The sequence below is a fragment of the Streptomyces sp. NPDC096310 genome (assembly GCF_044763125.1).
Lineage (GTDB): Bacteria > Actinomycetota > Actinomycetes > Streptomycetales > Streptomycetaceae > Streptomyces.
On sequence record NZ_JBIWFO010000001.1, the window covers coordinates 104,878 to 130,941 of the forward strand.

General features: G+C 70.9%; 27 protein-coding genes and 3 pseudogenes. 16 read left to right on the plus strand and 14 right to left on the minus strand.

What is annotated here, in order from left to right; all coding sequences use genetic code 11:
* Positions 1-43 precede the first annotated feature (43 nt).
* The 7 genes and pseudogenes from ACIQ7D_RS00425 (at position 44) to ACIQ7D_RS00455 (ending at position 4,203) form a co-directional block, all read left to right on the plus strand.
* A complete protein-coding gene (locus tag ACIQ7D_RS00425; protein WP_403931707.1) occupies positions 44-175 on the plus strand; it encodes a hypothetical protein in 132 nt (43 codons plus the stop codon).
* Positions 172-549, plus strand: a pseudogene (locus tag ACIQ7D_RS00430) (DinB family protein); the annotation flags it as partial. The gene ACIQ7D_RS00425 and the pseudogene ACIQ7D_RS00430, both read left to right, overlap by 4 nt.
* A 66-nt stretch (positions 550-615) precedes the next feature.
* Entirely contained in the window at positions 616-1,530 is a 915-nt protein-coding gene (locus ACIQ7D_RS00435) for a transposase family protein (protein ID WP_403933723.1), read from the plus strand.
* A gap of 106 nt (positions 1,531-1,636) precedes the next feature.
* Positions 1,637-2,454, plus strand: a protein-coding gene (locus ACIQ7D_RS00440; protein WP_403931710.1) for an IS5 family transposase whose coding sequence is annotated in 2 segments (ribosomal slippage) — positions 1,637-1,985 and positions 1,985-2,454 — 819 coding nt in all. Because the reading frame shifts where the segments join, the coding sequence is not laid out codon by codon here.
* Between the two features lie 129 nt (positions 2,455-2,583).
* A complete protein-coding gene (locus ACIQ7D_RS00445; RefSeq protein WP_403931713.1) occupies positions 2,584-2,910 on the plus strand; it encodes a hypothetical protein in 327 nt (108 codons plus the stop codon).
* A 226-nt stretch (positions 2,911-3,136) separates the two neighbouring features.
* Entirely contained in the window at positions 3,137-3,985 is an 849-nt protein-coding gene (locus tag ACIQ7D_RS00450) for a Scr1 family TA system antitoxin-like transcriptional regulator (protein ID WP_403931715.1), read from the plus strand.
* A complete protein-coding gene (locus ACIQ7D_RS00455; RefSeq protein ID WP_403931717.1) occupies positions 3,982-4,203 on the plus strand; it encodes a DUF397 domain-containing protein in 222 nt (73 codons plus the stop codon). Before ACIQ7D_RS00450 ends, ACIQ7D_RS00455 begins: the two co-directional genes overlap by 4 nt.
* A gap of 325 nt (positions 4,204-4,528) precedes the next feature.
* Here ACIQ7D_RS00455 and ACIQ7D_RS00460 read toward each other — a convergent pair whose 3' ends face one another.
* The gene (locus tag ACIQ7D_RS00460) at positions 4,529-5,563 is read right to left on the minus strand and encodes a LacI family DNA-binding transcriptional regulator (RefSeq protein ID WP_403933725.1); all 1,035 of its coding nucleotides are present in this window, start codon (positions 5,561-5,563) and stop codon (positions 4,529-4,531) included.
* A 215-nt stretch (positions 5,564-5,778) separates the two neighbouring features.
* On the opposite strand from ACIQ7D_RS00460, the gene ACIQ7D_RS00465 reads away from it, so the two are divergent.
* Positions 5,779-7,065, plus strand: coding sequence for a VWA domain-containing protein (locus tag ACIQ7D_RS00465; RefSeq protein ID WP_403931720.1), 1,287 nt, complete (start codon positions 5,779-5,781; stop codon positions 7,063-7,065).
* Positions 7,065-7,934, plus strand: coding sequence for a hypothetical protein (locus ACIQ7D_RS00470; RefSeq protein ID WP_403931721.1), 870 nt, complete (start codon positions 7,065-7,067; stop codon positions 7,932-7,934). The genes ACIQ7D_RS00465 and ACIQ7D_RS00470 overlap by 1 nt, the downstream gene beginning before the upstream one ends.
* 142 nt (positions 7,935-8,076) lie before the next feature.
* Here ACIQ7D_RS00470 and ACIQ7D_RS00475 read toward each other — a convergent pair whose 3' ends face one another.
* A complete protein-coding gene (locus ACIQ7D_RS00475) occupies positions 8,077-9,267 on the minus strand; it encodes an alginate lyase family protein (protein ID WP_403931724.1) in 1,191 nt (396 codons plus the stop codon).
* A gap of 368 nt (positions 9,268-9,635) precedes the next feature.
* Between ACIQ7D_RS00475 and ACIQ7D_RS00480 the strand changes: the two are divergent.
* Positions 9,636-9,965: pseudogene (locus ACIQ7D_RS00480) on the plus strand (Scr1 family TA system antitoxin-like transcriptional regulator); the annotation flags it as partial.
* 289 nt (positions 9,966-10,254) lie between these two features.
* The gene (locus ACIQ7D_RS00485) at positions 10,255-11,274 is read left to right on the plus strand and encodes a helix-turn-helix domain-containing protein (protein ID WP_403931727.1); all 1,020 of its coding nucleotides are present in this window, start codon (positions 10,255-10,257) and stop codon (positions 11,272-11,274) included.
* Between the two features lie 53 nt (positions 11,275-11,327).
* Here the strand turns inward: ACIQ7D_RS00485 and ACIQ7D_RS00490 are convergent, their stop codons facing one another.
* The gene (locus ACIQ7D_RS00490; protein ID WP_403931730.1) at positions 11,328-12,182 is read right to left on the minus strand and encodes a response regulator transcription factor; all 855 of its coding nucleotides are present in this window, start codon (positions 12,180-12,182) and stop codon (positions 11,328-11,330) included.
* 105 nt (positions 12,183-12,287) lie between these two features.
* On the opposite strand from ACIQ7D_RS00490, the gene ACIQ7D_RS00495 reads away from it, so the two are divergent.
* A complete protein-coding gene (locus ACIQ7D_RS00495) occupies positions 12,288-14,024 on the plus strand; it encodes an AMP-binding protein (RefSeq protein ID WP_403931731.1) in 1,737 nt (578 codons plus the stop codon).
* Entirely contained in the window at positions 14,021-15,637 is a 1,617-nt protein-coding gene (locus tag ACIQ7D_RS00500) for an AMP-binding protein (protein WP_403931733.1), read from the plus strand. The genes ACIQ7D_RS00495 and ACIQ7D_RS00500 overlap by 4 nt, the downstream gene beginning before the upstream one ends.
* 39 nt (positions 15,638-15,676) lie before the next feature.
* Here ACIQ7D_RS00500 and ACIQ7D_RS00505 read toward each other — a convergent pair whose 3' ends face one another.
* The 3 genes from ACIQ7D_RS00505 to ACIQ7D_RS00515 form a co-directional block, all read right to left on the minus strand.
* Entirely contained in the window at positions 15,677-16,207 is a 531-nt protein-coding gene (locus ACIQ7D_RS00505; RefSeq protein WP_403933727.1) for a GNAT family N-acetyltransferase, read from the minus strand.
* An 80-nt stretch (positions 16,208-16,287) separates the two neighbouring features.
* Positions 16,288-16,980, minus strand: coding sequence for a hypothetical protein (locus ACIQ7D_RS00510; RefSeq protein ID WP_403931735.1), 693 nt, complete (start codon positions 16,978-16,980; stop codon positions 16,288-16,290).
* Positions 16,980-17,279, minus strand: a complete 300-nt coding sequence (locus ACIQ7D_RS00515) for a hypothetical protein (protein ID WP_403933827.1) — start codon at positions 17,277-17,279, stop codon at positions 16,980-16,982. Before ACIQ7D_RS00515 ends, ACIQ7D_RS00510 begins: the two co-directional genes overlap by 1 nt.
* A gap of 48 nt (positions 17,280-17,327) precedes the next feature.
* On the opposite strand from ACIQ7D_RS00515, the gene ACIQ7D_RS00520 reads away from it, so the two are divergent.
* A complete protein-coding gene (locus tag ACIQ7D_RS00520; RefSeq protein ID WP_403931738.1) occupies positions 17,328-17,846 on the plus strand; it encodes an Lrp/AsnC family transcriptional regulator in 519 nt (172 codons plus the stop codon).
* A gap of 94 nt (positions 17,847-17,940) precedes the next feature.
* On the opposite strand, the pseudogene pcaD reads toward ACIQ7D_RS00520, so the two are convergent.
* The 6 genes and pseudogenes from pcaD to ACIQ7D_RS00550 form a co-directional block, all read right to left on the minus strand.
* Positions 17,941-18,693 (minus strand): annotated as a pseudogene (pcaD, locus tag ACIQ7D_RS00525) (3-oxoadipate enol-lactonase); the annotation flags it as partial.
* Between the two features lie 44 nt (positions 18,694-18,737).
* The gene (gene pcaB, locus ACIQ7D_RS00530; RefSeq protein ID WP_403933729.1) at positions 18,738-20,099 is read right to left on the minus strand and encodes a 3-carboxy-cis,cis-muconate cycloisomerase; all 1,362 of its coding nucleotides are present in this window, start codon (positions 20,097-20,099) and stop codon (positions 18,738-18,740) included.
* Between the two features lie 80 nt (positions 20,100-20,179).
* The gene (pcaG, locus tag ACIQ7D_RS00535) at positions 20,180-20,773 is read right to left on the minus strand and encodes a protocatechuate 3,4-dioxygenase subunit alpha (protein WP_403931741.1); all 594 of its coding nucleotides are present in this window, start codon (positions 20,771-20,773) and stop codon (positions 20,180-20,182) included.
* On the minus strand, positions 20,773-21,540 hold the full coding sequence (pcaH, locus tag ACIQ7D_RS00540) for a protocatechuate 3,4-dioxygenase subunit beta (RefSeq protein WP_403931743.1): 768 nt from the start codon (positions 21,538-21,540) through the stop codon (positions 20,773-20,775). The genes pcaG and pcaH overlap by 1 nt, the downstream gene beginning before the upstream one ends.
* Positions 21,537-22,211: a CoA transferase subunit B gene (locus tag ACIQ7D_RS00545; RefSeq protein WP_403931747.1), complete on the minus strand. Its 675-nt coding sequence runs from the start codon at positions 22,209-22,211 to the stop codon at positions 21,537-21,539. The genes pcaH and ACIQ7D_RS00545 overlap by 4 nt, the downstream gene beginning before the upstream one ends.
* Complete coding sequence (locus ACIQ7D_RS00550) at positions 22,211-22,966, minus strand: CoA transferase subunit A (RefSeq protein WP_403931750.1); 756 nt, start codon at positions 22,964-22,966, stop codon at positions 22,211-22,213. Before ACIQ7D_RS00550 ends, ACIQ7D_RS00545 begins: the two co-directional genes overlap by 1 nt.
* A 231-nt stretch (positions 22,967-23,197) precedes the next feature.
* Between ACIQ7D_RS00550 and ACIQ7D_RS00555 the strand changes: the two genes are divergently transcribed.
* Both ACIQ7D_RS00555 and ACIQ7D_RS00560 read left to right on the plus strand, forming a co-directional pair.
* Positions 23,198-23,656, plus strand: coding sequence for a MarR family winged helix-turn-helix transcriptional regulator (locus ACIQ7D_RS00555; protein ID WP_403931753.1), 459 nt, complete (start codon positions 23,198-23,200; stop codon positions 23,654-23,656).
* A gap of 130 nt (positions 23,657-23,786) precedes the next feature.
* On the plus strand, positions 23,787-24,290 hold the full coding sequence (locus ACIQ7D_RS00560) for a peptidylprolyl isomerase (protein ID WP_403931756.1): 504 nt from the start codon (positions 23,787-23,789) through the stop codon (positions 24,288-24,290).
* Positions 24,291-24,417: 127 nt separating this feature from the next.
* Here ACIQ7D_RS00560 and ACIQ7D_RS00565 read toward each other — a convergent pair whose 3' ends face one another.
* Together ACIQ7D_RS00565 and ACIQ7D_RS00570 are read right to left on the minus strand one after the other, a co-directional pair.
* Positions 24,418-24,597 (minus strand): hypothetical protein, encoded by a 180-nt coding sequence (locus tag ACIQ7D_RS00565; protein WP_403931758.1) that lies wholly within the window; start codon positions 24,595-24,597, stop codon positions 24,418-24,420.
* A gap of 100 nt (positions 24,598-24,697) precedes the next feature.
* Positions 24,698-25,498, minus strand: a complete 801-nt coding sequence (locus ACIQ7D_RS00570; protein WP_403931761.1) for an SAM-dependent methyltransferase — start codon at positions 25,496-25,498, stop codon at positions 24,698-24,700.
* Positions 25,499-26,064 lie beyond the last annotated feature (566 nt).

The following is a 26,064-nucleotide window of genomic DNA, read 5'->3' on the forward strand; positions in this document are numbered from 1 at the left end:
GGGGGTTCTGGCCTGGGCCTTTGACCAGCCGGGACGGACGGACATGAAGCACAACGAGATCCCAGCCGTCGAACCGGTCGAGGACAAGCTCGTGGATGAGGTCGTCGAGCGGCTGCTGGACCGCGTACGGGATCTTGAGACCACGAGCAGCCCATGGCACGCTCATGCCGCATGATCGATGAATTCGCGAAAGGCAACCTGCACGGGAGACTGCGGCGGGACCGCGAGGCGCTGATCTGGAAACTTGACGGCTTGTCCGAATACGACGCTCGCCGTCCTTTGACGGCGACCGGGACCAACCTCCTCGGCCTAGTCAAACACGTGGCCACCGTCGAGGCCAGGTACTTCGGCGAGGTCTTCGACCGCCCTTCCCCGGAACCGCTGCCCCGGTGGCAGGACCACAACGGCAGCGATATGTGGGCGACCGAGGACGAGACCCGCGATCAGATCACCGGGTTCTACCGGCGCACGTGGGAACACGCGGACGCGACGATCAGCGAGCTTCCCCTCGACGCCCCCGGCCACGTGCCGTGGTGGCCGGAGCCTTACGAGTTGGTGCGTGATAGCGGGTGGGGCACTGTGCCTGGCAGGTGGCATGATCCGGTTGTGGCGATCATGATCAATCGGGCGGTGCTGGCGCATCGGCAGTTCACGGGGATTTCTCGGCGTCATCTCGCGTGTCTGGTTGAGGAGTTGGCGGTGCCGTGGCAGGCCGGCCTTGAGGGCCGCCGCCATGCGGCGCGAGGCGGGGCCAGGAAGCGAGCCGCTGGTGCCGGCGCCCGCCACCAGCTGGTCTTCGTCGACCGGCTGGTGGCCACGCTGATCCATCTGCGCCACGACCTGCCGCACTCGGTGCTGGGGCTGCTGTTCGGCGTCGACCGCTCCACCGTTACCCGCGCGATCGCGGAGATACGCGCGCTCCTGGCCGAGCGGGGGCGCGCGGTCCCCGAGCGTCCCGGCCTGCGACTGCGGACTCTGACCGACGTGTTCGCCTACGCCCAGGCCGAAGGCGTCGAGTTGCGGCTGGACGCCACCGAGATCCAGGTCCGCCGACCGCCGGCCAACCGCGGCGGCCGGCGCGCGTTCGTCTCCGGGAAGAAGAAACAGAACACGATGAAGGCCACCGTCATCGCCGACCGGCGGGGCCGCACGTTATGGACCGACACCCTTCGACCTGGACGTATGCACGACGCCACGGCCGCCCGCAACGAAGGCATCGCCGTCTGCTTCCAGCACTTCCCCGGCGTCGAGGTTCTCCTGGACGACGGCTACCTCGGCCTGAGCCGCGACCACCGCGGGCAAGCGATCACACCGCCCAGAAAACCGCGGCCGGGAGCACTGCCCGGCAGAGTCGAACAGTGGGAACGCGACCGCCACTGGCACTCATCCGACCGCATCACCGTCGAGCATGCCCTTGCCGATCACAAACGCTGGAAGCAACTGATGCGCTGGACCCACCGCCGCGACCGCCTGCCCGACACCTATCGAGCCATCGCCGGCCTCGTATCCGACCGCACCATCGCCAGCTGAAAATAGGCCACGACCAGGCCAAACACGCCCCACCCGCTATCACGCACCAACTCGTTAACGCCCTCTTAGACCGTGTCCTATGTGGTGATCGCTCGTTGGTCTGGTCATGGGGCGGGGTATGTGGAGTTGGATTGTTCCGGACGGGCTGTGGGAGATCGCGGAGCCGCTGATCCCTGCGTCGAAGGTGCGTCCGCAAGGGGGCGGTACGCAGGACACGCCTGATGAGACGCTGTTCGCGGCGATCGTCTACGTGCTGGTGAGCGGGTGCGCGTGGCGGGCTCTGCCGCCGTGTTTCGGGATCTCGAAGTCGACGGCCCACCGCCGGTTCGTGATCTGGTCGAGGGCCGGTGTGTGGGAGCGGCTGCACGAGGCGGTCATCGACCGGATCGACGAGTGCGGACTGCTCGATCTCTCCCGTGTGGTCCTCGACTCGGCGCACATCAGGGCTAAAAAAGGGGCGAACTCACAGGCCCGAGCCCCGTGGACCGGGGTAAGCCCGGTTCCAAGATGCACGTCCTGTCCGACGCGGCCGGACTGCCCCTGGTCGTCGGCGTCTCCGCCGCCAACACTCACGACGGTCAGGGCCTGAAGCCGATCGTGGCCGGTCTCCAAACGAGACACGACCCGGAAAACGGCTGGAACTACAGGCCCGGCAAACTTCACGCGGACAAGGCGTACGACATCCCTGACCTGCGCAGATGGCTGAAGGGTAAGCGAATCGGCGTGCGCATCGCCCGGAAAGGAATCGAGTCCAGCGAACGACTGGGACGTCGCAGGTGGGTGATCGAGAGGACGATGTCCTGGCTGACTGGCTACCGTCGGCTCAACCACCGCTACGAACGTTACCCCCGCAACTACCTGGCCTTCCTCGTCCTCGCCGCTGCCCTCTGCTGCTACAAACGACTCCTCAAGCTCACCACATAGGACACGGTCTAAGACTTGCGGATTCGACTGGCAGCAGCGGCTGCCATCAGTGTCGCCAGCATTGTCGTAACAACAGGTTCCGCTCAGGCGGCCGACAGTGTCGGGGTCAGCACGGCCGACAACAGCGCGGTGTCGGCGACCGCCGCCGGCGACTGGTGTCAGCTTGTCTACGACTACACCGGAGACGAGTCGGGCGAGTCGTGCTTCGTGTCGTACGGGGACAAGTTCAAGGTCTCCGACTTCCGCGCTGATGGCATGCGGGTCGTCGCCGACTGGGAGACCGACTACGGCCGCACGGGTGAGTGCCACCAGTCCGGGGGCAACGGGGCGGTTGGCTACTGCAACTACGACATGCGGGAGGACAGCAAGGTCAGGTTCCGTGTCCTCCGACGCGATGGCGCGGAAGGAGACGACCACAACCGCACCCAGTGGTCACCCTGGCTGAACATCGGTTAACCATGCGCCCCGGCGCGGTGGATGTCCGAATGAGGGTCCGTCAGCTTGCTGGTGGACGCTCCCCGCTTATCGAGGGCGGAGCCCTCTGTGGGCGGGGTTCCCGAGCGTGTTCGCTGTACGGGTCAGGTGGGCCGTTGTACGGGTCGCGGGACGTGACCCGGTCTGGTGTCCCACGTTGTGTACGTGAACACCATTCGCACATCGATACGTTGGGGTGTGAGGGCGCATGAGGAGCAACGGCAGCCGTCAGAAGAAGCAACGGTCGCAGACCGACGACCGGCCTGGCATCTGGGTCGGCTACGGCAAGTTGGTCAAGCTCTTCCGCGAGCGGGCGGGGTTGACACAGCAGGAACTCGCAGACGCGGTCGGGTACTCGTACGAGCAGGTGGCCTCGATCGAGCAGGGGCGGCGGCCTGCGAAGCCGGCGTTCACCGATGCTGCCGATGAGGAGTTGAACACCGGTGGCGCGCTGACCGTGTTGCAGGATGAGGTCGATCTGGCGCGACTGCCCGCGTTCTTCCAGAACTTCGCGTTGATCGAGCTGGAGGCCATCAGCCTCTTCTGGTACGGCGGATACGTCATGCCTGGGCTGCTCCAGACCGAGGAGTACGCGCGCGAACTGCTGACGGCCCACTTCCCGCCGCTGGATGTCGAAACCATCGACGAGCGCCTGGCGGCCAGGCTCGACCGCCAGGCGCTGCTGAAGCGCGAGAAGCCGCCTCTCGTGTCGGTCTTCCTGATCGAGGAGGTCGTCCTTCGGAGGCCGGTGGGTGGCGCGGAGGTTATGAAGCGGCAGCTCAAGCAGCTTCTGGAGCGCGCCGAAGCGCGCAATATCCAAGTTCAGATCATGCCGACATCCTTCGGCGCGCATGCCGGCCTCAACGGATCCATGGTGCTCGTGGAGACTGTGCAGCACCGCAATGTCGCGTACATCGAAGCGCAGGACACCGGTGTGGTGATCTCCGAGGCAAGCCAGGTCAGTGAATTCCAACTGCGCTATGGAATGCTCCGGTCGCAGGCCCTCAACATTGGAGAGTCGGCACGTCTCATCGAGCGAGTCATGGGAGAGCTATGAGCAACAACCAGTTCCCGGACCGTCCTTCCGACCCGGCCTGGATCAAGAGCAGCTACAGCGGCACCAGCGGCGGCGAGTGTGTGGAGGTCGCGGTTGGCCTCAGTGCGGTACTTGTCCGTGACTCGAAGAACGTCAACGGGCCGGTCCTGCGCGTCGCAGGCCGAGGATGGGGCACGTTCGTCGGTTTCGCGAGCGGTCGGAAAGGCATAGGCGCCTGACATCGCCGTGGGCGCACCGAGGGGCGCCCTCCCGGCATGGCTCCCGTCGGCCCGTCGGGCGCCGTTCCGTTCCGCGTCCCCCACGGATGCGGAACGGAACGGCGCCTGGGCCCGCCTGGTGGGCAGGGTCGCGCCCCCGCGCCGGGTTACGGCAGTCCGAGCGGGGCGGCGATGTAGGGAACCGCCTCCTCCGGTGTGGGAGCGCTCCCATGAGCCTTGTCGAGGCGTCGTCCGTTGTCAAGGCCGGTGAAGGAGTCGGCGGTCGGACGGTGGTGTTCTCGGCCAGGGCGCGGCGCGGCGCTCCGGGGCGCCGCGCCGGGCCGCGTCACCCCGAGGTGCGCCGGACCAGTTCCGTACGGAGCACCACGTGCTGCCAGGCCGCCGAGGAGTCGTTGATCGTCTCCAGCAGCACCCGGGCCATCGTGCGGCCCATCTCCTCCACCGGCTGCCGCACGGACGTCAGCGGGGGATCGGTGTGGCGGGCGATGGGGGAGTCGTCGAACCCCACCACGGCCACGTCCTCGGGCACCCTGCGGCCCGCCGCCCGCAGTGCGTGCAGGGCGCCCACCGCCATCACGTCGGAGGCCGCGAACACCGCGTCGATGTCCGGGTTGCGGGTCAGCAGCTCGGACATCGCGCGGCGTCCGCTCTCCTCCGTGAAGTCGCCGTGCGCGATCCATGCGGGGCCGGGGCCCGGGCCGCCGTCCGCCGTGTCCCGTACGGCCTCCTCGTACCCCCGGAGCCGGCACTGCGCCACGTACATGTCCAGCGGCCCGGTGATCGTGGCGATCGTGCGCCGCCCGGACTCCCAGAGGTGGCGCACGGCGGCGCGGGCGCCGCCCACGTTGTCCGAGTCGACGTACGACACGGACTCCTCCCCGGAGCGCCGGCCGCTCAGGACCGTCGGCATCTCCATCTCCGCGAGCAGATCGGGCAGCGGGTCGCTGCCGTGCACGGAGACCAGCAGGACGCCGTCGATCCGGCGGGCCCGCGCGTACTGGAGGAAGCGCTGCCGCTCGCTCTCGGTGCGGACGAGGGTGAGCAGGAGCTGGAGATCGGTGTCGGCGAGCCCGTCGCCCACACCGTGCACGATGTCGGAGAAGTACGGCTCGGCGAAGAACCGCTTCTCGGTCTCCGGTATGACCAGCGCGACCGCGTCCGTACGGCTTCCGGCGAGCGCGCGGGCGGCGCGGTTGGGTATGTAGCCGAGCTGGGCGATCGCCTGTTCGACCAGATGCCGGGTGGTGTCCTTCACTCGCGGCGAGTTGTTGATGACGCGGGAGACCGTGCCCCGGCCGACGCCCGCGAGCGCGGCGACCTCCTCCAGAGTGGGCTGGCCCGTGCGTGCCTTCGTCACCATCGTGCGACCTCCAGTCAGCCTGAACCCGGCCTGATCGGTGCGCAGGGCACGGGCTTCAGTCATCCAACCACTGGGAGCGCTCCCATGCACGAAATCACCCTGAGGTGTATCCCTCGTACCGCCAGGGACACCGCCTCGTCACCTCCCGTACGGAGTGCTGACGGTCTGTCAGTTTCCGTTTGTCCCACCGGGTGCGTTATCACTATCATCCGGCGATGATCATAAGTAGACGGTCAGCAGCCGCTGTGTGCGGTCTGGTGGCCACCCTGGCCGTAGGACTCTTTCCTCCCGCCGCTGCCGCCGCCGACGAACCCACCGGTCAGCCGGCGCCGAAGGTCGATCTCGTCCTCGACGTCAGCGGCTCGATGCGCACCCGCGACATCGACGGCCAGTCCCGGATGGCGGCCGCGAAACAGGCGTTCAACGAGGTGCTCGACGCCGTTCCGCAGGAGGTCGAGCTGGGCATCCGTACCCTCGGCGCCGACTACCCGGGGAAGGACACCAAGGTCGGCTGTAAGGACACCAAGCAGCTCTACCCCGTCGGGCCCCTGGACCGTACGGAGGCGAAGACCGCCGTCGCCACCCTCGCCCCCACCGGCTGGACGCCCATCGGCCCGGCCCTCCTCGGCGCCGCCCAGGACCTCGAAGGGGACGGCGACGCCACCCGCAGGATCGTCCTGATCACCGACGGCGAGGACACCTGCGCACCGCTCGACCCCTGCGAGGTCGCGCGCGAGATCGCCGCCAAGGGCATCCACCTCACCATCGACACCCTGGGCCTGGTCCCCGACGACAAGACCCGCCGGCAGCTCACCTGCATCGCCGAGGCCACCGGCGGCACCTTCACCTCCGTCCAGCACACCGACGAACTCTCGCGCCGGGTCACGCAGTTGGTCGACCGCGCCGCCGACCCCGTCGTCACCCCCGTCGCGACCGAGGGCGCCGCGCGCTGCGCCGACGCCCCCACGATCAAGCCCGGGCTCTACAGCGACCGCGAGAAGTTCTCCGAGCACCGCTGGTACCGGGTGGACGTCCTGCCGGGCCAGGAACTGCGCGCCTCGGTGAGCGTCGCCGCCGACCGCGCCGTCGACCGGGACTACGGAGTGCTGCTGCGCGCCGTGACCGTCCACGGCCGGGAGATCGTCCGCGGCTCGGAAGCGGGCGACGGACGTACGGACGTGATCTCGGCCGGGCTGCGCTACCCGAAGCCGGAGTCCGACTCCGACGAGGAACTGGAAGGCGACGAGAAGCCGGCCGCCGAGACCGTCTGCCTCCAGGTCAGCAACGCGTTCTCCGCGCCCGCCTCCGTCAAGACCACCCCGGGCCTGCCCGTCGAGCTGACCGTCGACCTCGTCGACGCGCCCGACACGGCCTCCGACATCGCCGCGTTCGGCCTCGGCCGCGGCTGGTGGCTCCTCGCCGTACTGGCGCTCACCGGTCTGCTCGCCGGACTGCTGTGGGGCTGGATCTCGCGCCTGCGTATCGTCTGGAGGAGCAACTGATGCGTATCACCGGTCTGTTCGCACGCACCAGGGCCTCCCGTTCCCTGGCCACCGGGGTTCTGCTCGCGGGGGCGCTGCTCCTCGGTACGGCGGGCGCCGCCGTCGCCGACGAGTCCCCCTCGCCCTCCGCCGGGGACTCCGACGCCACCGGCGATTCCGACGGCGCGCAGGCGCCGACCGAGGCCGGTACGTCGTTCCGTACGGCCACCGCCTTCCGGCCGGGCCAGACGGCCACGGCGGACGGCTCCTCGGGTGACTACCTCTACTGGGTCTTCCCCGTGGACACCGGGCAGCGCGCCACCGTCACCGCCAAGGTCACGCTCCCCGAGTCCGCCGCCGCGCGGAAGGGCTCGGCCACCTGGCAGGTGGACGTCTACGACGGGCTGCGCCGCCGCCAGCCGTGCGTGTACGGCGCTCAGACGAAGGCGCTCGCGGCCGGCGCGAGCACGGTCGAGCTGCGCTGCGTGCTCCGTACCGTACGGGCCTGGGCCGAGCCGTGGTCCAACGATCCGCTGCCCGGCAGCTACTACGTACGGCTCACCGTTCTGAACGCCGACGAGAAGGACCTCGGCCTGCCGGTCCGCGCGGAGATCAAGGCCGAGACCCCCGACCAGGGCGGCGCCCACGCGGTCGACGGCAAGCTGGCCGTACCGCTGACGCCCGGCCGCACCACCGTCTCCCAGGCGGGCGGCGGCGCGTCCGCCGAGGGCGCGCGGCTCGCCGCGTCCGGAGTCGAGCCCGAGGGCGGCTGGTCCTCCGGCTGGTGGTCGGACCGCTGGCTGTGGACCCTCGCCGGGGGCGTGCTCGGCGCGCTCGCGGGCATCGGCGGCTACACCCTGGCGCGCCCCGCGCGCCGTCCGGCCGCATAGCGCGGGCGACGAGCGACGAGCGACGATCGGCGGGAGGCGTCCCGGGGAAACCCCCGGGCCGCCTCCCGCTGTTGCCGGCCTGCCGCGCGTGGGGCAGGCGCCCGCGCGAAGCGGCCCCTGCTCATGGCGGCTGCCGTGACGATCAGTTGGGGTTGTCGGCGTGGGTGAGCGTCGTCCAGGCGTTGAAGTAGTTGTCCGTGCCGGACGGCCGGTGTGCCTCGGTGTACTTCTGGGTGTTGGACATGGCGATGCCCAGGCGGTTGTGGAGGGCGTTGAAACCGACCTCCGTGACCCGGCCGAGCCCGGTGCTGACGGAGCCGCCGCACAGCCAGGACGGCACGGCGGTGCCGTTCTCGTAGGAGGTGTGGAAGCCCAGTGCGTGGCGCAACCGCTCCTGGATCCTGGGGTAGAGGTCCTGGCCCTGGATACGACTGGTCTCCGCGATGTCCGCCACGGAGGCGATGCCCCAGCCCGTGTGACCGAAGTCGCGGCAGGTCTCCTGGGCGAGGCCGTCGGTGAAGGTGCTCTGGTCCTGCCAGTACGTGATGATCTCCGCGCGGGTGTCGATGCTGCTGCCCGCGGGCGGGGCGGGCAGGTCGCCGTCACCGGTCACGTATATGTACGCCGGGACCCGGGCGAGGAAGGTGCTGACCGCCTTGTCGTAGCTGGTGCGGTCCTCGATGAAGACCGAGATGCCGATCGCGGCCTCGGTCATGACCAGTTCCCAGTTGCCGTTCTTGGTCGCGGCGCCGTTGATCACCTCGGGCAGGTACACATCGCGCAGCATGTTCCTGAAGCGGTTGGCGTTGGGCCAGCCGCCGTCGTAGGTGTACTTGATGATCTCGGCGGCGCGCGGCCAGGTCGAGCCCGACCAGCCGCTCTGCAACGGGGCGTTGCTGTTGGTGTGATCCGTGATGGTCGCCGACCACGCGTCCATGATCTCGATCGACTTCTTGGCATACCGGCTGTCGCCGGTGAAGTACCAGGCGAGCGCGTCGGTGTAGGCCGCGATGGCATCCTGACGCTCGTCGGTGCAACCGTAGTTGGGGTTGGAGGACGAGCCGCACTCGACGACGGCCCGCGGCTTGGCGGTACGCGACAGTGAGGCGTAGGAACTGGCCAACATGCCGTCGTAGGCGCCCTTCCAGGGTTGCTGGCCGGCCTGGGCCTTGGACCGGGCGAAGTCGAGCTGTGCCCGGCTCACCAGCACACCGGGGTGGGTGAAGGCGGCGGGTGCGGCCGTCGCGCGCGGGGCCGGAGCGGTGAACTGGAGGCTCAGTACCCCGGCCAGCAGGGCGAGAACGCTGAGCAGTGCGGTTCTGGTTCGTGTCATCCGATGACCTCTCAAGTCACGAATTTGAACACAGTTCCTCAATACGGACGGGCTTGGCCTGGACCATAGGGAGGGCTCGTGGCCATGTCAATGCAGGGTGCAGTCATTCCCGTACGGCGGAGAGATCCCGCCTACCTCAGCGCCGGGGCGCGGCAGACGGGGAGGGGTGGGCGCGGGAGTGGGCGCGGCACGGAAACCACCCTGAACGTGTGGACCCCGCTGTCATCAACTGCCGTCAGGACGACCCCCGATCCGGCGACGAGCCCATCCCGCGCCGTCTTCTGCGCCCCGAAGCCGACGCACCGGCGCCGGAGTTCGGCCGGGACGTCGGGAGGGTGACTCCCCGCGAGGACGGACGCGCCCGGAGAGACGAGAGCTGCAACCGTCGGCCCATCGGCGGGCCTGCGGTCATGGACGCCCAGTTGGCGCGTCTGATCGCGTTCGCCGAGCTGCCGAACACACTGCTCCAGGTGGCACCGTTCGAGATAGGCGAGCGCCGCACCTTCGACCTGCCGGTCAACCTTCTGACGCTGCCGGATCGATCCGTGGTCTGCTACGCGGAGTCCCAGGCCCAGGGACATCCGGACCGTGAAAGTGCTTCCGTACTGCCCATGTTGACGGCCTGCCATCAACTACAGGCCGAGGCGCTCTCGCAAGCCGCATCGGTGGCCATGATCAGCCAGTTGCGAAAGGGCACCCCGCGACGACCGAAACCCCCCGCTGGTCCGACGGGGCTTCCGCGTATCGGCGCAAGAAGGTCCTGCCGGCGGCCGGACTTCACCGCCCATGTCACAACGTGTGGGAGTCGTTCCGTCCAAGACGTCGTGACCACCGAACAGCGGCAGAGGAGCGCACCGCGGGGCCAGGTCGCGGCCGGCTCGCACCCAGGTCGCGGCCCGTCGCGGCCAGGGGCCACGGTGCTCGCCGATGCCGCACGCGCTGCCCTGGAGCTGACCGGGCAGGGCCGAACGCAGCGAGGAGAAGACGATGATCGAGACGGTGTTCCGGACCGAGGGCGTGCCCGCGGCGGAACGATTCGGATACTGGCGTGAGTGCATGACCCGGCTGCTGTGCCCCATGGACATGAGCAGTGACGACGACTCCACGTTCCGCGCGGAGACGCGGCTCCTCCAGCTCGGCGCACTCTCGATCTGGCCGGGAGCCATGCAGCAGTCGATGCGCTGCCGGCGGACTCCCCGGCTGATCCGGCAGTCCGATCCGGAGAACTACCACCTCTCCCTGCCGATGAATGGCTCGATGGCCGTCTCACAGGCCGGGCGCGAGGCCGTGCACGGCGCCGACGAGATGTATGTCGTCGACACCTCGCAACCCTATGAATGCCGGGTGTTCGACGGACCCCTGCGCGGTGTGGGGCTCGAAGTGCCCAAGTCACTCGTGCCGCTGCCCGTGCACACGGTCGGCCGACTGCTGACCCGGCGGATGCGGGCCCAGGAAGGGGTGGGCGCGCTGCTCGGCGGATTCCTGGCCCGCCTGGCCGAGGACAGCGCCGCGTACAAGCCCGCCGATGAACAGCGGCTGGAGACGGTCCTGATCGATCTGTTCACCGCCACCCTGGCCCATCACCTCGACGCGGACGACGACCTGCCGCCCGAGACCCGCCACCGGACCCTGCCGCTGCGCATCCGGACATTCATCCAGCACCATCTGCACGACCCGGGTCTCACCCCCGGCGCGATCGCCGCCGCGCACCACATCTCGACCAGCTACCTGCACGCCCTCTTCCGGAACCAGGACCGAACCGTCTCGGCCTGGATTCGCCACCAGCGCCTGGAACACGCCCGCCGCGACCTGGCCGACCGCGCCCATTACACGGCCCCCGTCCACCGCATCGCCGCCCGCTGGGGCTTCACCCACCACGCGGTCTTCACCCGCGCCTTCACCGCCGCATACGGCCTCTCGCCCCGCGACTACCGCCACCAGGTCCACGCAGCGTCCTCCTCGGACCCGGGCCCGACGAAGCCGCGGTCGCTCGGGACCGCGCTGTAGACGTGCCGACAAGCCCCCCAGCGGCCCACGATGCCCTGTGCCGCCGGCAGCCGCTACGGCAGCAGCCCCGCCCGGCGCGCCGCCACCACCGCTTCCAGCCGGGTGTGCGCGCCCAGTTTGCGCATCGCCGAGCGCAGATAGCCCTTCACCGTCTCCGGGCGCAGTCCCAGCAGTTCGGCCGCCTTCGCGTTGGTCGAGCCCGCCGCGACACAGGCCAGTACGTCCGTCTCGCGCGGCGCCAGCGCCATCAGCGGCGGCCGGCCGCGCCGGGCGTCCGCAGGGCCGGCCGCGCCCGCGAGGCGCCCGCAGACGGTGAGCAGTTCCTCGCGCAGCTCCGTGTCGACTATCCGCGGCGCCAGGGCCCGCAGTTCGCTGTGGGCCGCGCGGACCTCCTCCCAGGCGTCCGGGCCCGCCGGCAGCTCCCGGGTCGCCGAGAGCAGCCGCCGCACCTCGTCCCGTACCACCAGTGCCTGTTCCACGTCGCGCGCGGCGGCCACCGCCGCGTCGAAGGTGCGCTCACCGATCGGCAGGGCGCTGCGCAGGGCGCCGTACAGGACACCGCGCACCTTGCGCCGTACGACCACGGGCACCGCCAGCACCGAGCGCAGGCCCTCCGCCGCCACCGCCGCGTCGTACTCGTGGCTGATGTGGCGGGCGACCGCGTAGTCCGTCACCGCGCAGGGCCGCGACAGGACCATGGACCTGCCGCCCAGACCGTTGCCCGAGGAGATCGCCAGGGCCCGCAGCGCGCCGGTCGCCGTGCCGTTCAGCTCGGCGATCCGCAGCCGACCCGACTCGGGCAGGAGCCCGCCGAAGGCGACGGGCAGCCCGGTCGTCCTGCGCAGCCGCCCCAGCGCGGCCCGCATCTCCACCGCCTCGGCCACCTCGGCCCCGCCCTCTTCGGCCATGCCTCTTCCTTCCGCCCGCGTGGCCACCACCCCCGTCCGGGGGTGGTGAGACCTGCGTCACTGATTACACGATGTTAGTGAACGGTCCCGCAATGAGGAGGACACATGACGGCAAGGACACCGGCCAGTCGGGGCGGTCCGGGCACCGGTACGGCCGGTGGCGCCGCGACCGAGCGGTTCCGGGCCGCCAGGGACTTCCTCCTCGCCCATCGCGAGGACTACAGGACGGCGTACGAGGGGTTCAGCTGGCCGCGCCCCGAACGCTTCAACTGGGCGCTCGACTGGTTCGACCGGGTCGCCGAGGGCCCCGACGGGCGGGGCAACGACCGGCTCGCCCTGCATATCGTCGAGGAGGACGGCAGCCGCACCCGTGTCACCTACGCGCAGATGGCGGCCCGCTCCAACCGGACGGCCAACTGGCTGCGCGAGCGCGGCGTGCGGGCCGAGGACCGGATCGTCGTCATGCTCGGCAACCAGGCCGAGCTGTGGGAGACCGCCCTCGCCGCGATGAAGCTGCGGGCCGTCGTCATCCCCGCCACCCCTCTCCTCGGCACCGCCGACCTGCGGGACCGTGTCGAACGCGGCCGGGCCGCCCATGTGATCGTCCGCGCCGAGGACACCGGAAAGTTCGCGGACATCCCCGGCCGCTTCACCCGGATCGCCGTGGGCGGCGCCCCCGAGGGCTGGCACGCCTACGAGGACGCCCGCGACCGGCCGGCCGTCTTCGAGCCCGACGGGATCACCCACGCGGACGACCCGCTGATGCTCTACTTCACCTCCGGGACGACCGCCCGCCCCAAGCTCGTCGAGCACACCCATGTCTCGTACCCGGTCGGCCATCTCGCGACGATGTACTGGATCGGGCTGCGGCCGGGCGACGTCCATCTCAACATCGCCTCGCCGGGATGGGCCAAGCACGCCTGGTCGAATCTCTTCGCGCCGTGGAACGCCGAGGCCACCGTCTTCCTCCACAACTACACCCGCTTCGACCCGGCCCGGCTGATGGCGGAGATGGACGGGGCGGGCGTCACCAGCTTCTGCGCCCCGCCCACCGTCTGGCGGATGCTGATCCAGGCCGATCTCTCGCTGCTGCGCACCCCGCCGCGCGAGGCGGTCGCGGCGGGCGAACCGCTCAACCCCGAGGTGATCGAGACCGTACGCCGCGAGTGGGGGGTGACGGTCAGGGACGGCTTCGGCCAGACGGAGACGGCCGTCCAGGTCGCCAACTCGCCCGGCCAGCTCCTCAAGGCGGGCTCCATGGGCCGGCCCACCCCCGGCTTCAAGGTCGAGCTGCTGGACCCGGTCACCGGCGAACCGGGCGTCGACGAGGGCGAGATCTGTCTCGACCTCGCCGCCCACCCGGTCGGGCTGATGACCGGCTACCACGGCGAGCCTGACCGTACGGCGGAGGCGATGGCGGGCGGCTACTACCGGACCGGGGACATCGGGGCGCGCGACGCCGACGGCTACATCACCTACGTCGGCCGCGCGGACGACGTCTTCAAGGCGTCCGACTACAAGATCTCCCCGTTCGAGCTGGAGAGCGCGCTGCTGGAGCACGAGGCGGTCGCCGAGGCGGCCGTCGTCCCCGCGCCCGACCCGCTGCGGCTGGCCGTGCCCAAGGCGTACGTGGTCCTCGCCGAGGGATGGGAGCCGGGCCCGGACACGGCCAAGGCGCTCTTCGCCCACTCGCGCGCGCTGCTCGCGCCGTACCAGCGGATCCGCAAGCTGGAGTTCGCCGAGCTGCCCAGGACCGTGTCGGGGAAGATCCGCCGTATCGAGCTGCGCGAGCGGACGGCCGCGGGCTCCGACGCCGAGTACGACGAGGGGGAGCTGCGATGACGGAGCCGACGGCACGGTCGTACACACACGGTACGGGGACGACGGAGCTGCTGCACGAGACCATCGGCGCCCACCTGGACCGGATCGTCGCGGCCTTCCCCGACCGGGAGGCGCTGGTCGACATGGTGTCGGGGCGGCGCTGGACCTACCGCGAGCTCGGCGCGGCGGTCGGCACGCTGGCGCGGGCGCTGCTCGGGCACGGGGTGGCCAAGGGCGACCGGGTCGGGATCTGGGCCGTCAACTGCCCCGAGTGGGTGCTCGTGCAGTACGCGACCGCGCGGATCGGCGCGATCATGGTGAACATCAACCCGGCGAACCGCGCGCACGAGACGGAGTTCGTCCTCGGCCAGTCCGGGATCTCGGTGCTGTTCGCGTCCCTCGCCCACCGGGGCAGCGACTACCGCGCCCTGGTCGACCAGGTGCGCGGACGCTGCCCCGAACTGCGCTCCGTGCACTACATCGGTGATCCGAGCTGGGACCAACTGCTGGAACTGGCAAGTGAAGTGACGGGGGATCAGTTGGCGGAGCGGGAGGCCGGACTCTCCTGCGACGACCCGATCAACATCCAGTACACCTCGGGCACCACCGGCTTTCCCAAGGGGGCCACGCTCTCCCACCACAACATCCTCAACAACGGCTATTTCGTGGGGGAGACGGTCGGCTACACCGAGCGGGACCGGGTCTGTCTGCCCGTGCCGTTCTACCACTGCTTCGGCATGGTGATGGGCAATCTCGGCGCCCTCTCGCACGGCGCGTGCGTCGTCGTCCCCGCGCCGTCGTTCGACCCTGCCGCGACCCTCGACGCGGTCCAGCGGGAGCGGTGCACCTCGCTCTACGGCGTGCCGACGATGTTCCTCGCCGAACTGGACCTGCCCGGCTTCGCCGCGTACGACCTGTCCTCCCTGCGCACCGGGATCATGGCGGGCTCGCCCTGCCCGGTCGAGGTGATGAAGCGGGTCGTCGCCGAGATGAACATGCGGGAGGTGTCCATCTGTTACGGCATGACGGAGACCTCGCCGGTCTCCCTCCAGACCCGGCGCGAGGACGACCTGGAGCACCGTACGGGCACGGTCGGGCGGGCGCTGCCGCACATCGAGGTCAAGGTGATCGACCCGGCGACCGGGGTGACCCTCCCGCGCGGCGAGCCGGGCGAGCTGTGCACACGCGGGTACAGCGTGATGCTCGGCTACTGGGACGAGCCCGAGCGCACCGCCGAGGTGATCGACGCGGGGCGCTGGATGCACACCGGGGATCTCGCGGTGATCAGGGAGGACGGTTACGCGCAGATCGTCGGCCGGATCAAGGACCTGATCATCAGGGGCGGCGAGAACGTCTATCCGCGCGAGATCGAGGAGTTCCTGTACGGCCACCCCAAGGTCGCCGACATACAGGTGATCGGGGTCCCCGACGAGAAGTACGGGGAGGAGATCGTGGCCTGTGTGATCCCGCGCGACCCGGCGGACCCGCCATCGCAGGACGAGATCGTGGCGTACTGCCGGGAACGGCTCGCGCACTACAAGATCCCGCGCCAGGTGGAGATCGTGGACGGCTTCCCGATGACGGTCAGCGGGAAGGTCAGGAAGAACGAGCTGCGGGAGCGCTTCTCGGCGTGAGCTCGCGGGGCCCGCTCGGCGCCGACCCCCGGGCCTCGCTCAGCGCCGCCGCAGCGGGCTCGGGAGCGCCCGGCGCATACAGACCCGGGGCCAGCGGTCGAGTCCGTGCGCGGTCTCCGCGCGGCGGATCTCCCGCAGCCCGTCGGTGAGTTCGTTCTCGGCGAGGACGCGGAAGCCGAGGCGCGTGTAGTACGGGGCGTTCCACGGCACGTCGGCGAAGGTCGTGAGGGTGAGGGCGGTGAGCCCGTCGCCGGCGGCCCGCCCGGCCAACTGGTCGATCAGCGCCCGGCCGATACCGAGGCGGGCCGCGTCCGGGTGCACCGACACCTGCTCGACATGGGCGGCGCCGTCGACCGGGTCGTGCAGCAGATAGGCGACGGGCGGCGCCCCGCGCACGGTCTCGGCCACCCAGGCGCGGCCGGCGCTCCGGTAGCGCTCCAGCACGGCGAGGGGCGGCGGCGCGTCGTCGGCGACCGCCGCCATGCCCAGCGCGCGGAACGGCTCGCCCGCCGCCGCCTCGATGTCCTGGAGGACGGGCAGGTCGGCCGGGGCGGCGGGGCGGACGCGTATCGGGCGTACGGGCGTGGGGCGGTGGGACATGGAGCGAGTATGACCGGGCCCGGCCGGAGCGGCGCGCGGAATTCCCGTGGTCACGCCCCGGCGGAGACCAGTTCGTCGGCCGGTCCGTTCACCGGTTTCGGGGAGCCCGTGAGGTCCATGACGAAGAGTGGCAGCCCGAGGTCGTCGGCGCGGGCGCGGGCATCGTCCGCGTACCCCGCAAGAGAGAAGTAGACGCTCACCGCCGACGCGTTGAGGCCGTTGAGCCAGAGGCATTCCACGGAGCGCACGGACGCCGGGCTCATGGTCGGGTCGACCTGGGCGATCACATCGGGGCCGCGCAGATCGATACCGGACTCGGGCCGCTCGTCCGCCTGGACGACGCTCTTGAAACCCAGCCAGCGCAGATAGAGCCCGGCCGCGGTCACCGCGTCGTGGGACGTACGGATCGTCAGCGGGCGGAAGGCCGGGCGGGGCGAGGCGGCGGTCCTGGGCAGCGGGATATGGGCGGGCCGCTCGGGGATCCCGCTCCGTACCGGAATCCGCAGCACCGTGCCGCACGGGCAGCCCAGTTCGGGCCGGGGCTGCGCGCACGTGCTCCCGCATTCGTCGCAGCGGACCGTCACCCATTCGTCGTCCCACGTGCGGTGGTTGACGGGCTCCGCCGCCACGCCCGCGGCGAGCGGCGGGGCCACCGGGGCCCCGCACGCGCAGGGGTAGACCGACGCCGTGAAGGTGTGCCCACTGCCGCAGGACGGACAGCGCACCGGAACACTCCCACCCATCACGACCCCCTCCGTTCGATTGCGCTCAGTGTTCCATCGTCCACCAGGAGCGAGGTGAGGGGAGAGGCTTTGGCCAACCCTTGGGTGCCGATCCAGCCGCCGTAACCGGCCGTGCGCAGTCGGCCGACCCGGTTCCCGTACAGCGTGTTGAGCGCCGAGCATCCCGTGGCGGCGGCGAACCCGGCCGCGAACCCGGCCGCGACCGGGCGTTCCAGCAGGGGCAGTTCGGTGAAGAGGATGGACAGATTCACATCGAATCGCCGCTCTGTGCCGCGCCAGGGCGGGGAGACATAGGCCATGGGGAGTCCACCTCTACTGCGCTTGGGCTTCCGTACTGTCAGGGAAACATGGAGACGGAGACTTCGGTGACCTATCAGCAGCCGGCGCTGGACGACCTCGACCGGCAGATCCTCGCGGCGCTCGTCCGGAACGCGCGCACCAGTTTCACGGAGATCGGCCTGTCGATCGGGCTCTCGGCCCCCGCGGTGAAACGCCGGGTCGACCGGCTGCGCGAGGCCGAGGTGATCACCGGCTTCACCACGATCGTGCGGCCGGCGGCCCTCGGCTGGCGCACGGAGGCGTACGTCGAGGTGTTCTGCGACGCCGCCGGGCCGCCCCGGCGCCTCGCCGAGGTCGCGCGCACCTACCCCGAGGTGGTGGCCGCGGTGACCGTGACCGGCGGGGCGGACGCGCTGCTGCACATCAGGGCGGCCGACATCGACCACTTCGAGGCCGTGCTGGAGCGGATCAGGGCCGAACCGTTCGTCACCCGCACCAACAGTTTCATCGCCCTGACCCATCTGCTGCCCAACAGCCCCGAGGCGGGCAGTCCCGGTACCCCGCCCCACGAAACGAACAGCCGCTGAAGTGGCTTCATACGCAACATTCCCGCGGCGGGGGCACCGCGGTAGACCGCCGATGGGAGCAGCACCGCGCCGATCTCGTCCGGCGTCAGCCCGCTCCGTACGGCTGCGCGCCGTCGAGGTGGGCCCGCAGCGCGGCCGTCACGGCCTCCGGGCGTTCGGCGGGCGCCAGATGCGCGGCGCCCGGCAGCTCGACGAGCGCGGCGCCGGGAACCCCGGCCGCGATCTCGCGGGAGTGCGCGGGCGGGGCCGCCGGGTCCTCCAGCCCCGCGATGACCAGGGTCGGCGCGGTGATGGTGGGGAGCAGGTCGCGGATGTCGTACGCGCCCAGTGCCTCGCAGCACGCCGCGTACCCGGCGGGGTCGGCGTCGCGTACGTCGTCGACCAGCGCCGCCACGGTGAACCCCGGGGTGAACCAGCGGCTCGGCGACGCCCGCGCGATCCCGGCCATACCCTCCCGGCGCGCGAGGGCGGCGCGCTCCTCCCACGGCCCCCGGGCGCCGAAGTGAGCGGAGGAGCAGATCACCGCCAGGCTGGTCACCCGCTCCGGGACGTGCGTGGCGAGATGCAGTCCGACGGCGCCGCCGAGGGAGACCCCGGCATACGCGAAACGGTCCAGGGAGAGCGAGTCGGCGAGTGCCAGCACCAGGTCCGCGAGATCGGCGACCGTCGCCCCGGGGCCGATCAGAGCGGCGTCGGAACCGCCGTGGCCCGGCAGGTCCCACCGGACGACCCGGTGGGAGACGGCGAGTTCGGGTGCGACGCCGTCCCAGAGCGCCAGGGAGGTGCCGAGCGAGGGGCCCAGCAGCAGCGGGGGCGCGGAGGCGGGTCCCTCGGCACGGTGGTGCAGTCCCGCGGCGGTGGCCGCGGGAGTCTCGTTCCTGTCCGAGGGGGTCAACGTCGCTCCAGGGCACGGTCGGTGAGGGATCCGGCGCAGCCGGTGTACCGGGTGGGATCGGTGAGTCCGTCGAGATCCAGCCCCGCGAGGCCGGGCTCGTCGGCGAGCACCGTGGCGAGGACGGCGGCGAGCGTCGTGGAACCGGTACGGGTACGCCGCGCCGCCTCGGTGAGCAGCGCCTTCGCGCGGGCCCGGCCGACGAGCGGGGCGAGCGCGGCCGACAGCCGCTCCGAGACGATCAACCCGTCCGTGAGATACAGGTGTTCACGCATCGTCCCGGCGTGGACCCGTATCCCCTCGGCGAGTTCGGCCGCGCCCCGTGCCGCGCCGCCGGCCAGCCGGAGCAGATCGCGCAGCGGCTCCCACTCGGCATGCCAGGCGCCCGCGGGCCGTTCGTCCTCGGCGGCCATCGAGCCGAGGAGCGTCGCCGCGAGGGCGGGCGCGCGCCGGGCGGCGGCGGCGATCAGCGTGGCCCGTACGGGGTTCGCCTTGTGCGGCATGGCGGAGGAGCCGCCGCCCGCGCCCTCGGACAGCTCACCGATCTCGGTGCGGGAGAGCGTGAGGACATCGGCGGCCGGCTTGCCGAGCGCGCCCACCGTGAAGGCGAGGGCGGCGGCGAGATCCGCGACGGGTGTACGCAGGGTGTGCCAGGGCAACACCGGTTCCACCAGGCCGAGTTCGGCGGCGAAGACGGCGGGCAGCCGCAGCGCGGCCGCCGCCTCGTCCCGGGACCGCCCGCCGCCCGCCCCGCCGTCCGCCTCGTGGCCGTACGCCTCGAAGGCCGCCAACGTGCCTGCCGCTCCGCCCAGTTGGGCGGGGAGCGTGGCGCGGACCGCGCGCAGCCGGTCGCGGGCGTCCAGCACCAGGCTCCGCCAGCCCGCCGCCTTCAGCCCGAAGGTCGTCGGGACCGCGTGCTGGGTCAGCGTACGGCCCGGCATCACCGTGTCGCGGTGCTCGGACGCCAGCCGCGCCAGCGCCCGTTCCGTACGGGCCAGATCCCCCAGGACCGGCTCCAGCGTCCGTACGGCCACCAGCATCGCCGCGGTGTCCAGGATGTCCTGGCTGGTCGCGCCCCGGTGGACATACGGCGCGAACGCGGCCGGCAGCGCGGCGGTGAGCGCGGCCACCAGCGGTATCACCGGATTGCCCCCGTCGCGGGCGCGCAGTGCGAGATCCCGGGCGTCGAGGCGCGCCGTGGCGCACGCCGCGCCGACCGCCCGCGCCGCCTCCGCCGGGGCCAGGCCCAGCGCCGCCTGCGCGCGGGTCAGCGCGGCCTCCGTATCCAGCATCGCGCGGAGGAACGCGGCGTCCCCGGTGGCGGCCTCGGCGCGGCAGCCGGCCCGGCCGGGCGCGAGCAGCCCGGCGTCGAGCGGGCCGGAGGCGTCGGTGCCGGGTGTGTCGGTGCCCGGCGCATCGGTGCCGGGTGTGTCGTACAGGCTCACCGGAACTCCAGAAAGACCGTTTCCCCTTCGCCCTGAAGGCGGATGTCGAAACGGTACGCGCGCGGCGTGCCGGACTCGGGAGCGGCGATCAGCGTGGCGCGCCGCCCGGCGTTCAGCGAGGCCAGCAGCGCGTCGCCGGTGTCCTCCAGATAGGCGCGGGTGTAGAGGTGGTGGAGCAGACCACGGGCGAAGACCGCCACGCTGATGTAGGGGACACCGCCCGGCGGCAGCGTACGGACCGCCCAGTGCCCGTCGGCGTCGGTCGGGACACGCCCGAAGCCGGTGAAGTCGACCCCGTTGCGTCCGACGACCCGGCCGGTGACGGGGTCGTGGCGCAACGATCCCGGCTTCCCGGCGCGCGAGCCGCCGGGTGCGGGCTGCCAGGTCTCGACGAGCGCGTCGGGGACGGGGCGGCCCGCGCCGTCGTACACGTGTCCGTGCAGGGTGAGGGTGTCGGGGTGGCCGGCCGGGGCGATGTCGCCGCCGCCCTCGAAGGGCAGGGCGTACCCGTAGAACGGCCCGACCGTCTGGGACGGCGTCGGCCCGAAGGACCCGGATCCGGACCCGGACGGGGCGGTGGACGCGGACATCAGTGGTCGCCGCCTTCCTCGAAGAGCGTGGCGGACGGCCCGTCCAGGACGATGTCCCAGCGGTAGCCGAGGGACCATTCAGGGACGGACAGCTCATGGTCGTACGCCGCCACCAGCCGGGCCCGCGCCGACGCGTCGGTCACCGACTGGAGGACCGGGTCGTACGGGAAGACCGGGTCGCCCGGGAAGTACATCTGGGTGACCAGACGCTGGCTGAACGCCGCACCGAAGAGCGAGAAGTGGAGATGCGCGGGGCGCCAGGCGTTGACGTGGTTGCGCCACGGGTAGGCGCCGGGCTTGACCGTGGTGAACCGGTAGCCGCCCTGATCATCCGTCAGACACCGTCCGAACCCGGTGAAATGGGGGTCCAGCGGCGCCGGATGCCGGTCGAGCTGGTGCGCGTACCGGCCGGAGGCGTTGGCCTGCCACAGCTCCACGAGCTGACCGCGTACCGGACGCCCCGCCCGGTCGAGCACCCGGCCCGAGACGGTGATCCGCTCGCCGAGCGGCTCGCCCGGATGCTGCCGCGTCAGATCGTGGTCGAGCGCGGTGACGTCGGTGACGCCGAACGCCGGCCCCGTCAGCTCCACGGCCTCCGGGTCCAGTAGGGGGATCAGCGGCTGTTTCGGATGGCGCAGACGGCTGCTGCGGTACGGCGGGTAGTCGCGCGGCGGATGGTGCCCGGCCGCGGACGACGCCCGCGCCTTCGCGACCTCGGCGTCGATCTCGCGCTGGCTCAGCCCCTCGGGCAGGGGAGTGGTGGTCACAGGACGGCTCCGTGGGTACGGGGACGCGGCTGAACAGGGTCGGCGGTACGGACCTCGGCGGCGGTCTTCCGGACGATCTCGGCGGCGGTGACCCCGGGCGCGCACTCCACCAGCACCAGCCCGTCGTCGGTGACGTCGAGCACCCCCAGGTCGGTGATGATCCGGTTGACGCATCCCCGGCCGGTCAGCGGCAGGGAGCACTCCTCCAGGATCTTCGGGCCGCCGTCCTTGGCGGTGTGCGTCATCACGACGATGACCGTGCGCGCGCCGTGGACCAGGTCCATCGCCCCGCCGATACCGGTGATCAGCTTGCCGGGGACGGCCCAGTTGGCGAGGTCGCCCCGGGCGGAGACCTGCATCGCGCCCAGCACGGCGACATCGATGTGGCCGCCGCGGATCATGCCGAAGGAGAGCGCGGAGTCGAAGTACGAGGCACCGGGCAGGACGGTGACGGTCTCCTTGCCCGCGTTGATCAGATCCGGATCGACGGCGTCCTCCGTGGGGTACGGGCCGACACCGAGGATGCCGTTCTCCGACTCCAGGACCACTTCCACGCCGTCCGGGAGATGGTTGGGGATCAGCGTCGGCAGACCGATGCCGAGATTGACGTAACCGCCGTCCGGGAGTTCGCGCGCGGCCCGCGCGGCCGTCTCCTGCCTCGACCAGGCCATCAGCGACGCACCGTCCTCTTCTCGATCCCCTTGCCGGCGGCCTGCTCCGGGGTGAGCGCCACGACACGCTGCACGAAGATCCCCGGAAGGTGCACCTCGTCCGGCGGAATGGCGCCGGGCTCGACCAGTTCCTCCACCTCGGCGATCGTCACCCGGCCCGCCATGGCGGCCGGCGGGTTGAAATTGCGGCTGGACTTGCCGAAGACCAGATTTCCGTGCCGGTCGCCCTTCGCGGCGCGGACCAGCGCGAAGTCGGTCCGGATGGAGCGCTCCAGCACGTACTCCGTGCCGTCGAACTCGCGCACCTCCTTGGCCGGGGACACCAGCGCGACGCCGCCCCGGCCGTCGTACCGCCAGGGCAGCCCGCCCTCCGCGACCTGGGTGCCGACACCGGCCGGGGTGTAGAAGGCGGGGATGCCGTAGCCGCCGGCCCGCAGCCGCTCGGCGAGGGTGCCCTGCGGGATCATCTCGACCTCGATCTCACCGGCCAGATACTGCCGGGCGAACTCCTGGTTCGCCCCGATGTACGAACCGGTCACCCGCGCGATACGGCCCGCGGCCAGCAGCACGGCCAGCCCCGAGTCCAGCGCGCCGCAGTTGTTGGAGACCACGGCGAGATCGCGGACACCGCGCGCGTACACCGCCTTGATCAGCTCGTTCGGCACCCCGCTCAGACCGAAGCCGCCCACGGCGAGCGACACCCCGTCCCCGAGGTCGGCCACGGCCTGCGCGGCGCCGGCGACCACCTTGTCCATGCGTGAAGCCCCTCTCGTCCGGCGCCCGCACCTGGTGTCCGGCGAGTCAGTCGCTCAACGCATCAGATACTCAGGGCACTGACTATCTCCTCAAGATTTGACCCAAGCTGCCACCCCTCACCACATCCGTCAAGAGCGGAAGCGGAGCGCCATCGGGGCGCGTATCGTTCAGTGCTCAGACGAAATCTCGCCGGGGAAGACGCCCGGTGTCGCGCAGCCCGAGGAGCACACATGGCCGCGGTGGATCTGACCACGCACCCCGGGCATCTCGCCCGCCGTCTCCAGCAGGCGCACTACCTGCTGTGGAACACGATGGTCTCCGAGGAGACCACCTCGCCGCAGTTCGCCGTGCTCAACGCCCTCGTCGCCGAACCGGGCCTCGACCAGCGCACCGCCGGTGAACGGGTCGGCCTGGACCGCTCCACCATCGCCGAGGTGGTCACCCGGCTGAGCCGCCGCGGCCTGGTCGACAAGGTGCGCGACCCCCAGGACGGCCGCCGCTTCATGCTGCGCCCCACCGACGACGGCGAGCGGGCCCACCGCAAGCTGGCGCTCCGCGCGGCCCGGATGAACCAGGTCTTCCTCGGCCCCCTCTCACCCGCCGAGCAGGCCGTCTTCTTCGATCTGCTCCGGCGGGTCTCCGAGGCGGCGGAGAGCCTGCGCGACCCCGTGGCGCCGGCGGCACGCTGAAACCGCCCCGCCCGAACGGGGGGCGCGCTGAAACTGCCCCCGTTCGGGCGACCGATCGCGGGTATGCCGGCTCCGTACCTGGTCGGAGCCCGTCGGGCCGCGCGCGAACCCTCCTGACAGAATGTCTCCCATGACTACCGACAACGTGTTCTTCGACATCACGATCAACGACAAGCCGGCCGGCCGGATCACCTTCCGCCTCTTCGACGACGTCGTCCCCAAGACCGCGCAGAACTTCCGCGAGCTGGCCACCGGCGAGCAGGGCTTCGGCTACGCCGGGTCCGGCTTCCACCGGGTCATCCCGGACTTCATGCTCCAGGGCGGCGACTTCACCGCCGGCAACGGCACCGGCGGTAAGAGCATCTACGGGGCCAAGTTCGACGACGAGAACTTCAAGCTCAAGCACGACCGCCCGTTCCTGCTCTCCATGGCGAACGCGGGCCCGAACTCCAACGGCTCGCAGTTCTTCATCACCACCGTGGTGACGTCCTGGCTGGACGGCAAGCACGTCGTCTTCGGCGAGGTCGTCGAGGGCCAGGACCTGGTCAGGAAGATCGAGTCCCTGGGCTCCCGCACCGGCTCGACCTCGGCGAAGATCACCATTTCCGCGTCCGGTGCCGTGCAGGGCGCGTAACGGCCAAGGCCCGCGTCCCCGCGCCCGCGGCCCCCGAACGGCCGCAGTGACAGAAGCCCCGCCGGAGGCCCCGGCGGGGCTTGTGCGTGCGGTGGGACATCCAGGTGCGCGGGTTCGCGGCCGGTCCTCACCAGTCGGTCAGGTCGACCGTGTGGACACGGTGGGGGTCCGAGGCGTCCGCCATCCGGCGTTCCTCCTCACCGACGAGTGAGGGCAGGGCGGCCAGCAGGGCGGTCAGAGCGCCGGTGAGCTTGAGGTCGGCCGCGATCAGGCCATCGGCTTTCTCGGCGCCGAGGTGGAGCCGCACGCTCTCCTGCCCGATGAAGAGGAATCCGCAGAGCGCGGGTTCGTCGGCATGCCCTTCGGGGCCAACGGCACATGCCGGTTCTTAAGGCCGGTGCGGAATATCACCGTGTGGCCGCCTTGTACGCGACATATCCCCACTGCTCGGCGTCCGGACCTGTCGTGCCCTCCGGGAACCAGCGGTTGATGGGTGCGAGGCCGGGCGGGGGGATGGTGAGGCCGTCTGCGAACGCGGCCATCTGTTCGGCGGTGCTGGTGATGTAGGGGTCGGTACCCGAGGCCGCGTACGTCTCGTTCGCGGCGTCGGCTCTCGGCGTGGAGATCGTGGTGCACAGAACGAGGCAACTGCCCGGTGCCAGACGGTCCATGTACGTCTGTACCAGACGCGCGGCTTCGGCGGGATCGGGAACGTGGCCGATGACGGACAGCAGCATCAGCGCGACCGGCCGGTCGAGGTCGAGAGTCCGCGCCGCCTGGGCCAGGATGCTCCGCGGGTCGCGCAGGTCTCCGTCGATGTAGTCCGTCGCACCTTCCGGGGTGCTGGTGAGCAGGGCTCGGGCGTGCGCGAGCACGATGGGGTCGTGATCGACGTAGACGATCCGGGCGTCAAGGGCGGCTCGCTGGGCGACCTCGTGGGTGTTGTCGGCCGTCGGGAGACCGGTCCCGATGTCGAGGAACTGGCGGATATCCTGCTCAGCGGCGAGATGACGGACCGTCCGCCCGAGAAATGCCCTGCTCGCGAGGGCGAGGTCGACGGCCTCGGGCCATTCGCGCTTCATCTGCTCGCCCAGTTCCTGGTCGGCCGCGAAGTTGTCCTTGCCGCCCAGCAGGTAGTTCCAGAACCGGGCGGAATGCGGCTTCTCGGGCTGAAGGTCCAAGTCCTGGGTGAAGTCGTCGCTGCTCATCGGTTTCCCTTCGGTAGGCGGCTGGTGAGGACGCGGCGGTGGTGTCGGGGGCGGCCCGGTGGGCGCGCATCGCGCCCCGATCGTCGGTGACCGTACCGGCGTGGGTGTGCGGGGCATAGAGGGATACCACGGCATCGAAGGATCCGTCCGGGAAGTCCACCGAGGTGGCATCGGCCCTGATGAAGTCGGCCTGAGCGTGAGCTCCTGGGCTCGACGGATCCGCACCTCACTGATGTTGACGCCTGTGACACGGTGTCCTGCCGCAACAAGGTCACGCACGACGGGCACGCCGCTGCCGCAGCCCAGGTCCAGCACTCTGCTGCCTTCCTCAAGCCGCGCGTTCAGGACGGCGACCCACGATGGGTACTTCGTGGCGGAGCCGTACGCCTCGTCATAACGCGCGAAAGCGCGTCATACCCGCGCCGGACCAGGTCTTTGGGATCTCCGGAAGTCACAGGCAAGGACGCAAGCGCCGTGCTCCGCACTCAGCGCCCCCGTTTTTCCCTTCCGGCAGATTGCGCGGGCGTCGGTGGCGTCCGCCAACGGACCACGTGACGGCCGCGGCA

What these genes read in the sequence shown, in the direction of transcription:
- ACIQ7D_RS00425 (WP_403931707.1), top strand. Translation starts at nt 44, where the DNA reads ATGAAGCACAACGAGATCCCAGCCGTCGAACCGGTCGAGGACAAGCTC.
- ACIQ7D_RS00435 (WP_403933723.1), top strand. Translation starts at nt 616, where the DNA reads ATGATCAATCGGGCGGTGCTGGCGCATCGGCAGTTCACGGGGATTTCT.
- ACIQ7D_RS00450 (WP_403931715.1), top strand. Translation starts at nt 3,137, where the DNA reads ATGAGGAGCAACGGCAGCCGTCAGAAGAAGCAACGGTCGCAGACCGAC.
- ACIQ7D_RS00455 (WP_403931717.1), top strand. Translation starts at nt 3,982, where the DNA reads ATGAGCAACAACCAGTTCCCGGACCGTCCTTCCGACCCGGCCTGGATC.
- ACIQ7D_RS00460 (WP_403933725.1), bottom strand. Translation starts at nt 5,563, where the DNA reads ATGGTGACGAAGGCACGCACGGGCCAGCCCACTCTGGAGGAGGTCGCC.
- ACIQ7D_RS00465 (WP_403931720.1), top strand. Translation starts at nt 5,779, where the DNA reads ATGATCATAAGTAGACGGTCAGCAGCCGCTGTGTGCGGTCTGGTGGCC.
- ACIQ7D_RS00470 (WP_403931721.1), top strand. Translation starts at nt 7,065, where the DNA reads ATGCGTATCACCGGTCTGTTCGCACGCACCAGGGCCTCCCGTTCCCTG.
- ACIQ7D_RS00475 (WP_403931724.1), bottom strand. Translation starts at nt 9,267, where the DNA reads ATGACACGAACCAGAACCGCACTGCTCAGCGTTCTCGCCCTGCTGGCC.
- ACIQ7D_RS00485 (WP_403931727.1), top strand. Translation starts at nt 10,255, where the DNA reads ATGATCGAGACGGTGTTCCGGACCGAGGGCGTGCCCGCGGCGGAACGA.
- ACIQ7D_RS00490 (WP_403931730.1), bottom strand. Translation starts at nt 12,182, where the DNA reads ATGGCCGAAGAGGGCGGGGCCGAGGTGGCCGAGGCGGTGGAGATGCGG.
- ACIQ7D_RS00495 (WP_403931731.1), top strand. Translation starts at nt 12,288, where the DNA reads ATGACGGCAAGGACACCGGCCAGTCGGGGCGGTCCGGGCACCGGTACG.
- ACIQ7D_RS00500 (WP_403931733.1), top strand. Translation starts at nt 14,021, where the DNA reads ATGACGGAGCCGACGGCACGGTCGTACACACACGGTACGGGGACGACG.
- ACIQ7D_RS00510 (WP_403931735.1), bottom strand. Translation starts at nt 16,980, where the DNA reads ATGGGTGGGAGTGTTCCGGTGCGCTGTCCGTCCTGCGGCAGTGGGCAC.
- ACIQ7D_RS00515 (WP_403933827.1), bottom strand. Translation starts at nt 17,279, where the DNA reads ATGGCCTATGTCTCCCCGCCCTGGCGCGGCACAGAGCGGCGATTCGAT.
- ACIQ7D_RS00520 (WP_403931738.1), top strand. Translation starts at nt 17,328, where the DNA reads ATGGAGACGGAGACTTCGGTGACCTATCAGCAGCCGGCGCTGGACGAC.
- pcaG (WP_403931741.1), bottom strand. Translation starts at nt 20,773, where the DNA reads ATGTCCGCGTCCACCGCCCCGTCCGGGTCCGGATCCGGGTCCTTCGGG.
- ACIQ7D_RS00545 (WP_403931747.1), bottom strand. Translation starts at nt 22,211, where the DNA reads ATGGCCTGGTCGAGGCAGGAGACGGCCGCGCGGGCCGCGCGCGAACTC.
- ACIQ7D_RS00550 (WP_403931750.1), bottom strand. Translation starts at nt 22,966, where the DNA reads ATGGACAAGGTGGTCGCCGGCGCCGCGCAGGCCGTGGCCGACCTCGGG.
- ACIQ7D_RS00555 (WP_403931753.1), top strand. Translation starts at nt 23,198, where the DNA reads ATGGCCGCGGTGGATCTGACCACGCACCCCGGGCATCTCGCCCGCCGT.
- ACIQ7D_RS00560 (WP_403931756.1), top strand. Translation starts at nt 23,787, where the DNA reads ATGACTACCGACAACGTGTTCTTCGACATCACGATCAACGACAAGCCG.
- ACIQ7D_RS00570 (WP_403931761.1), bottom strand. Translation starts at nt 25,498, where the DNA reads ATGAGCAGCGACGACTTCACCCAGGACTTGGACCTTCAGCCCGAGAAG.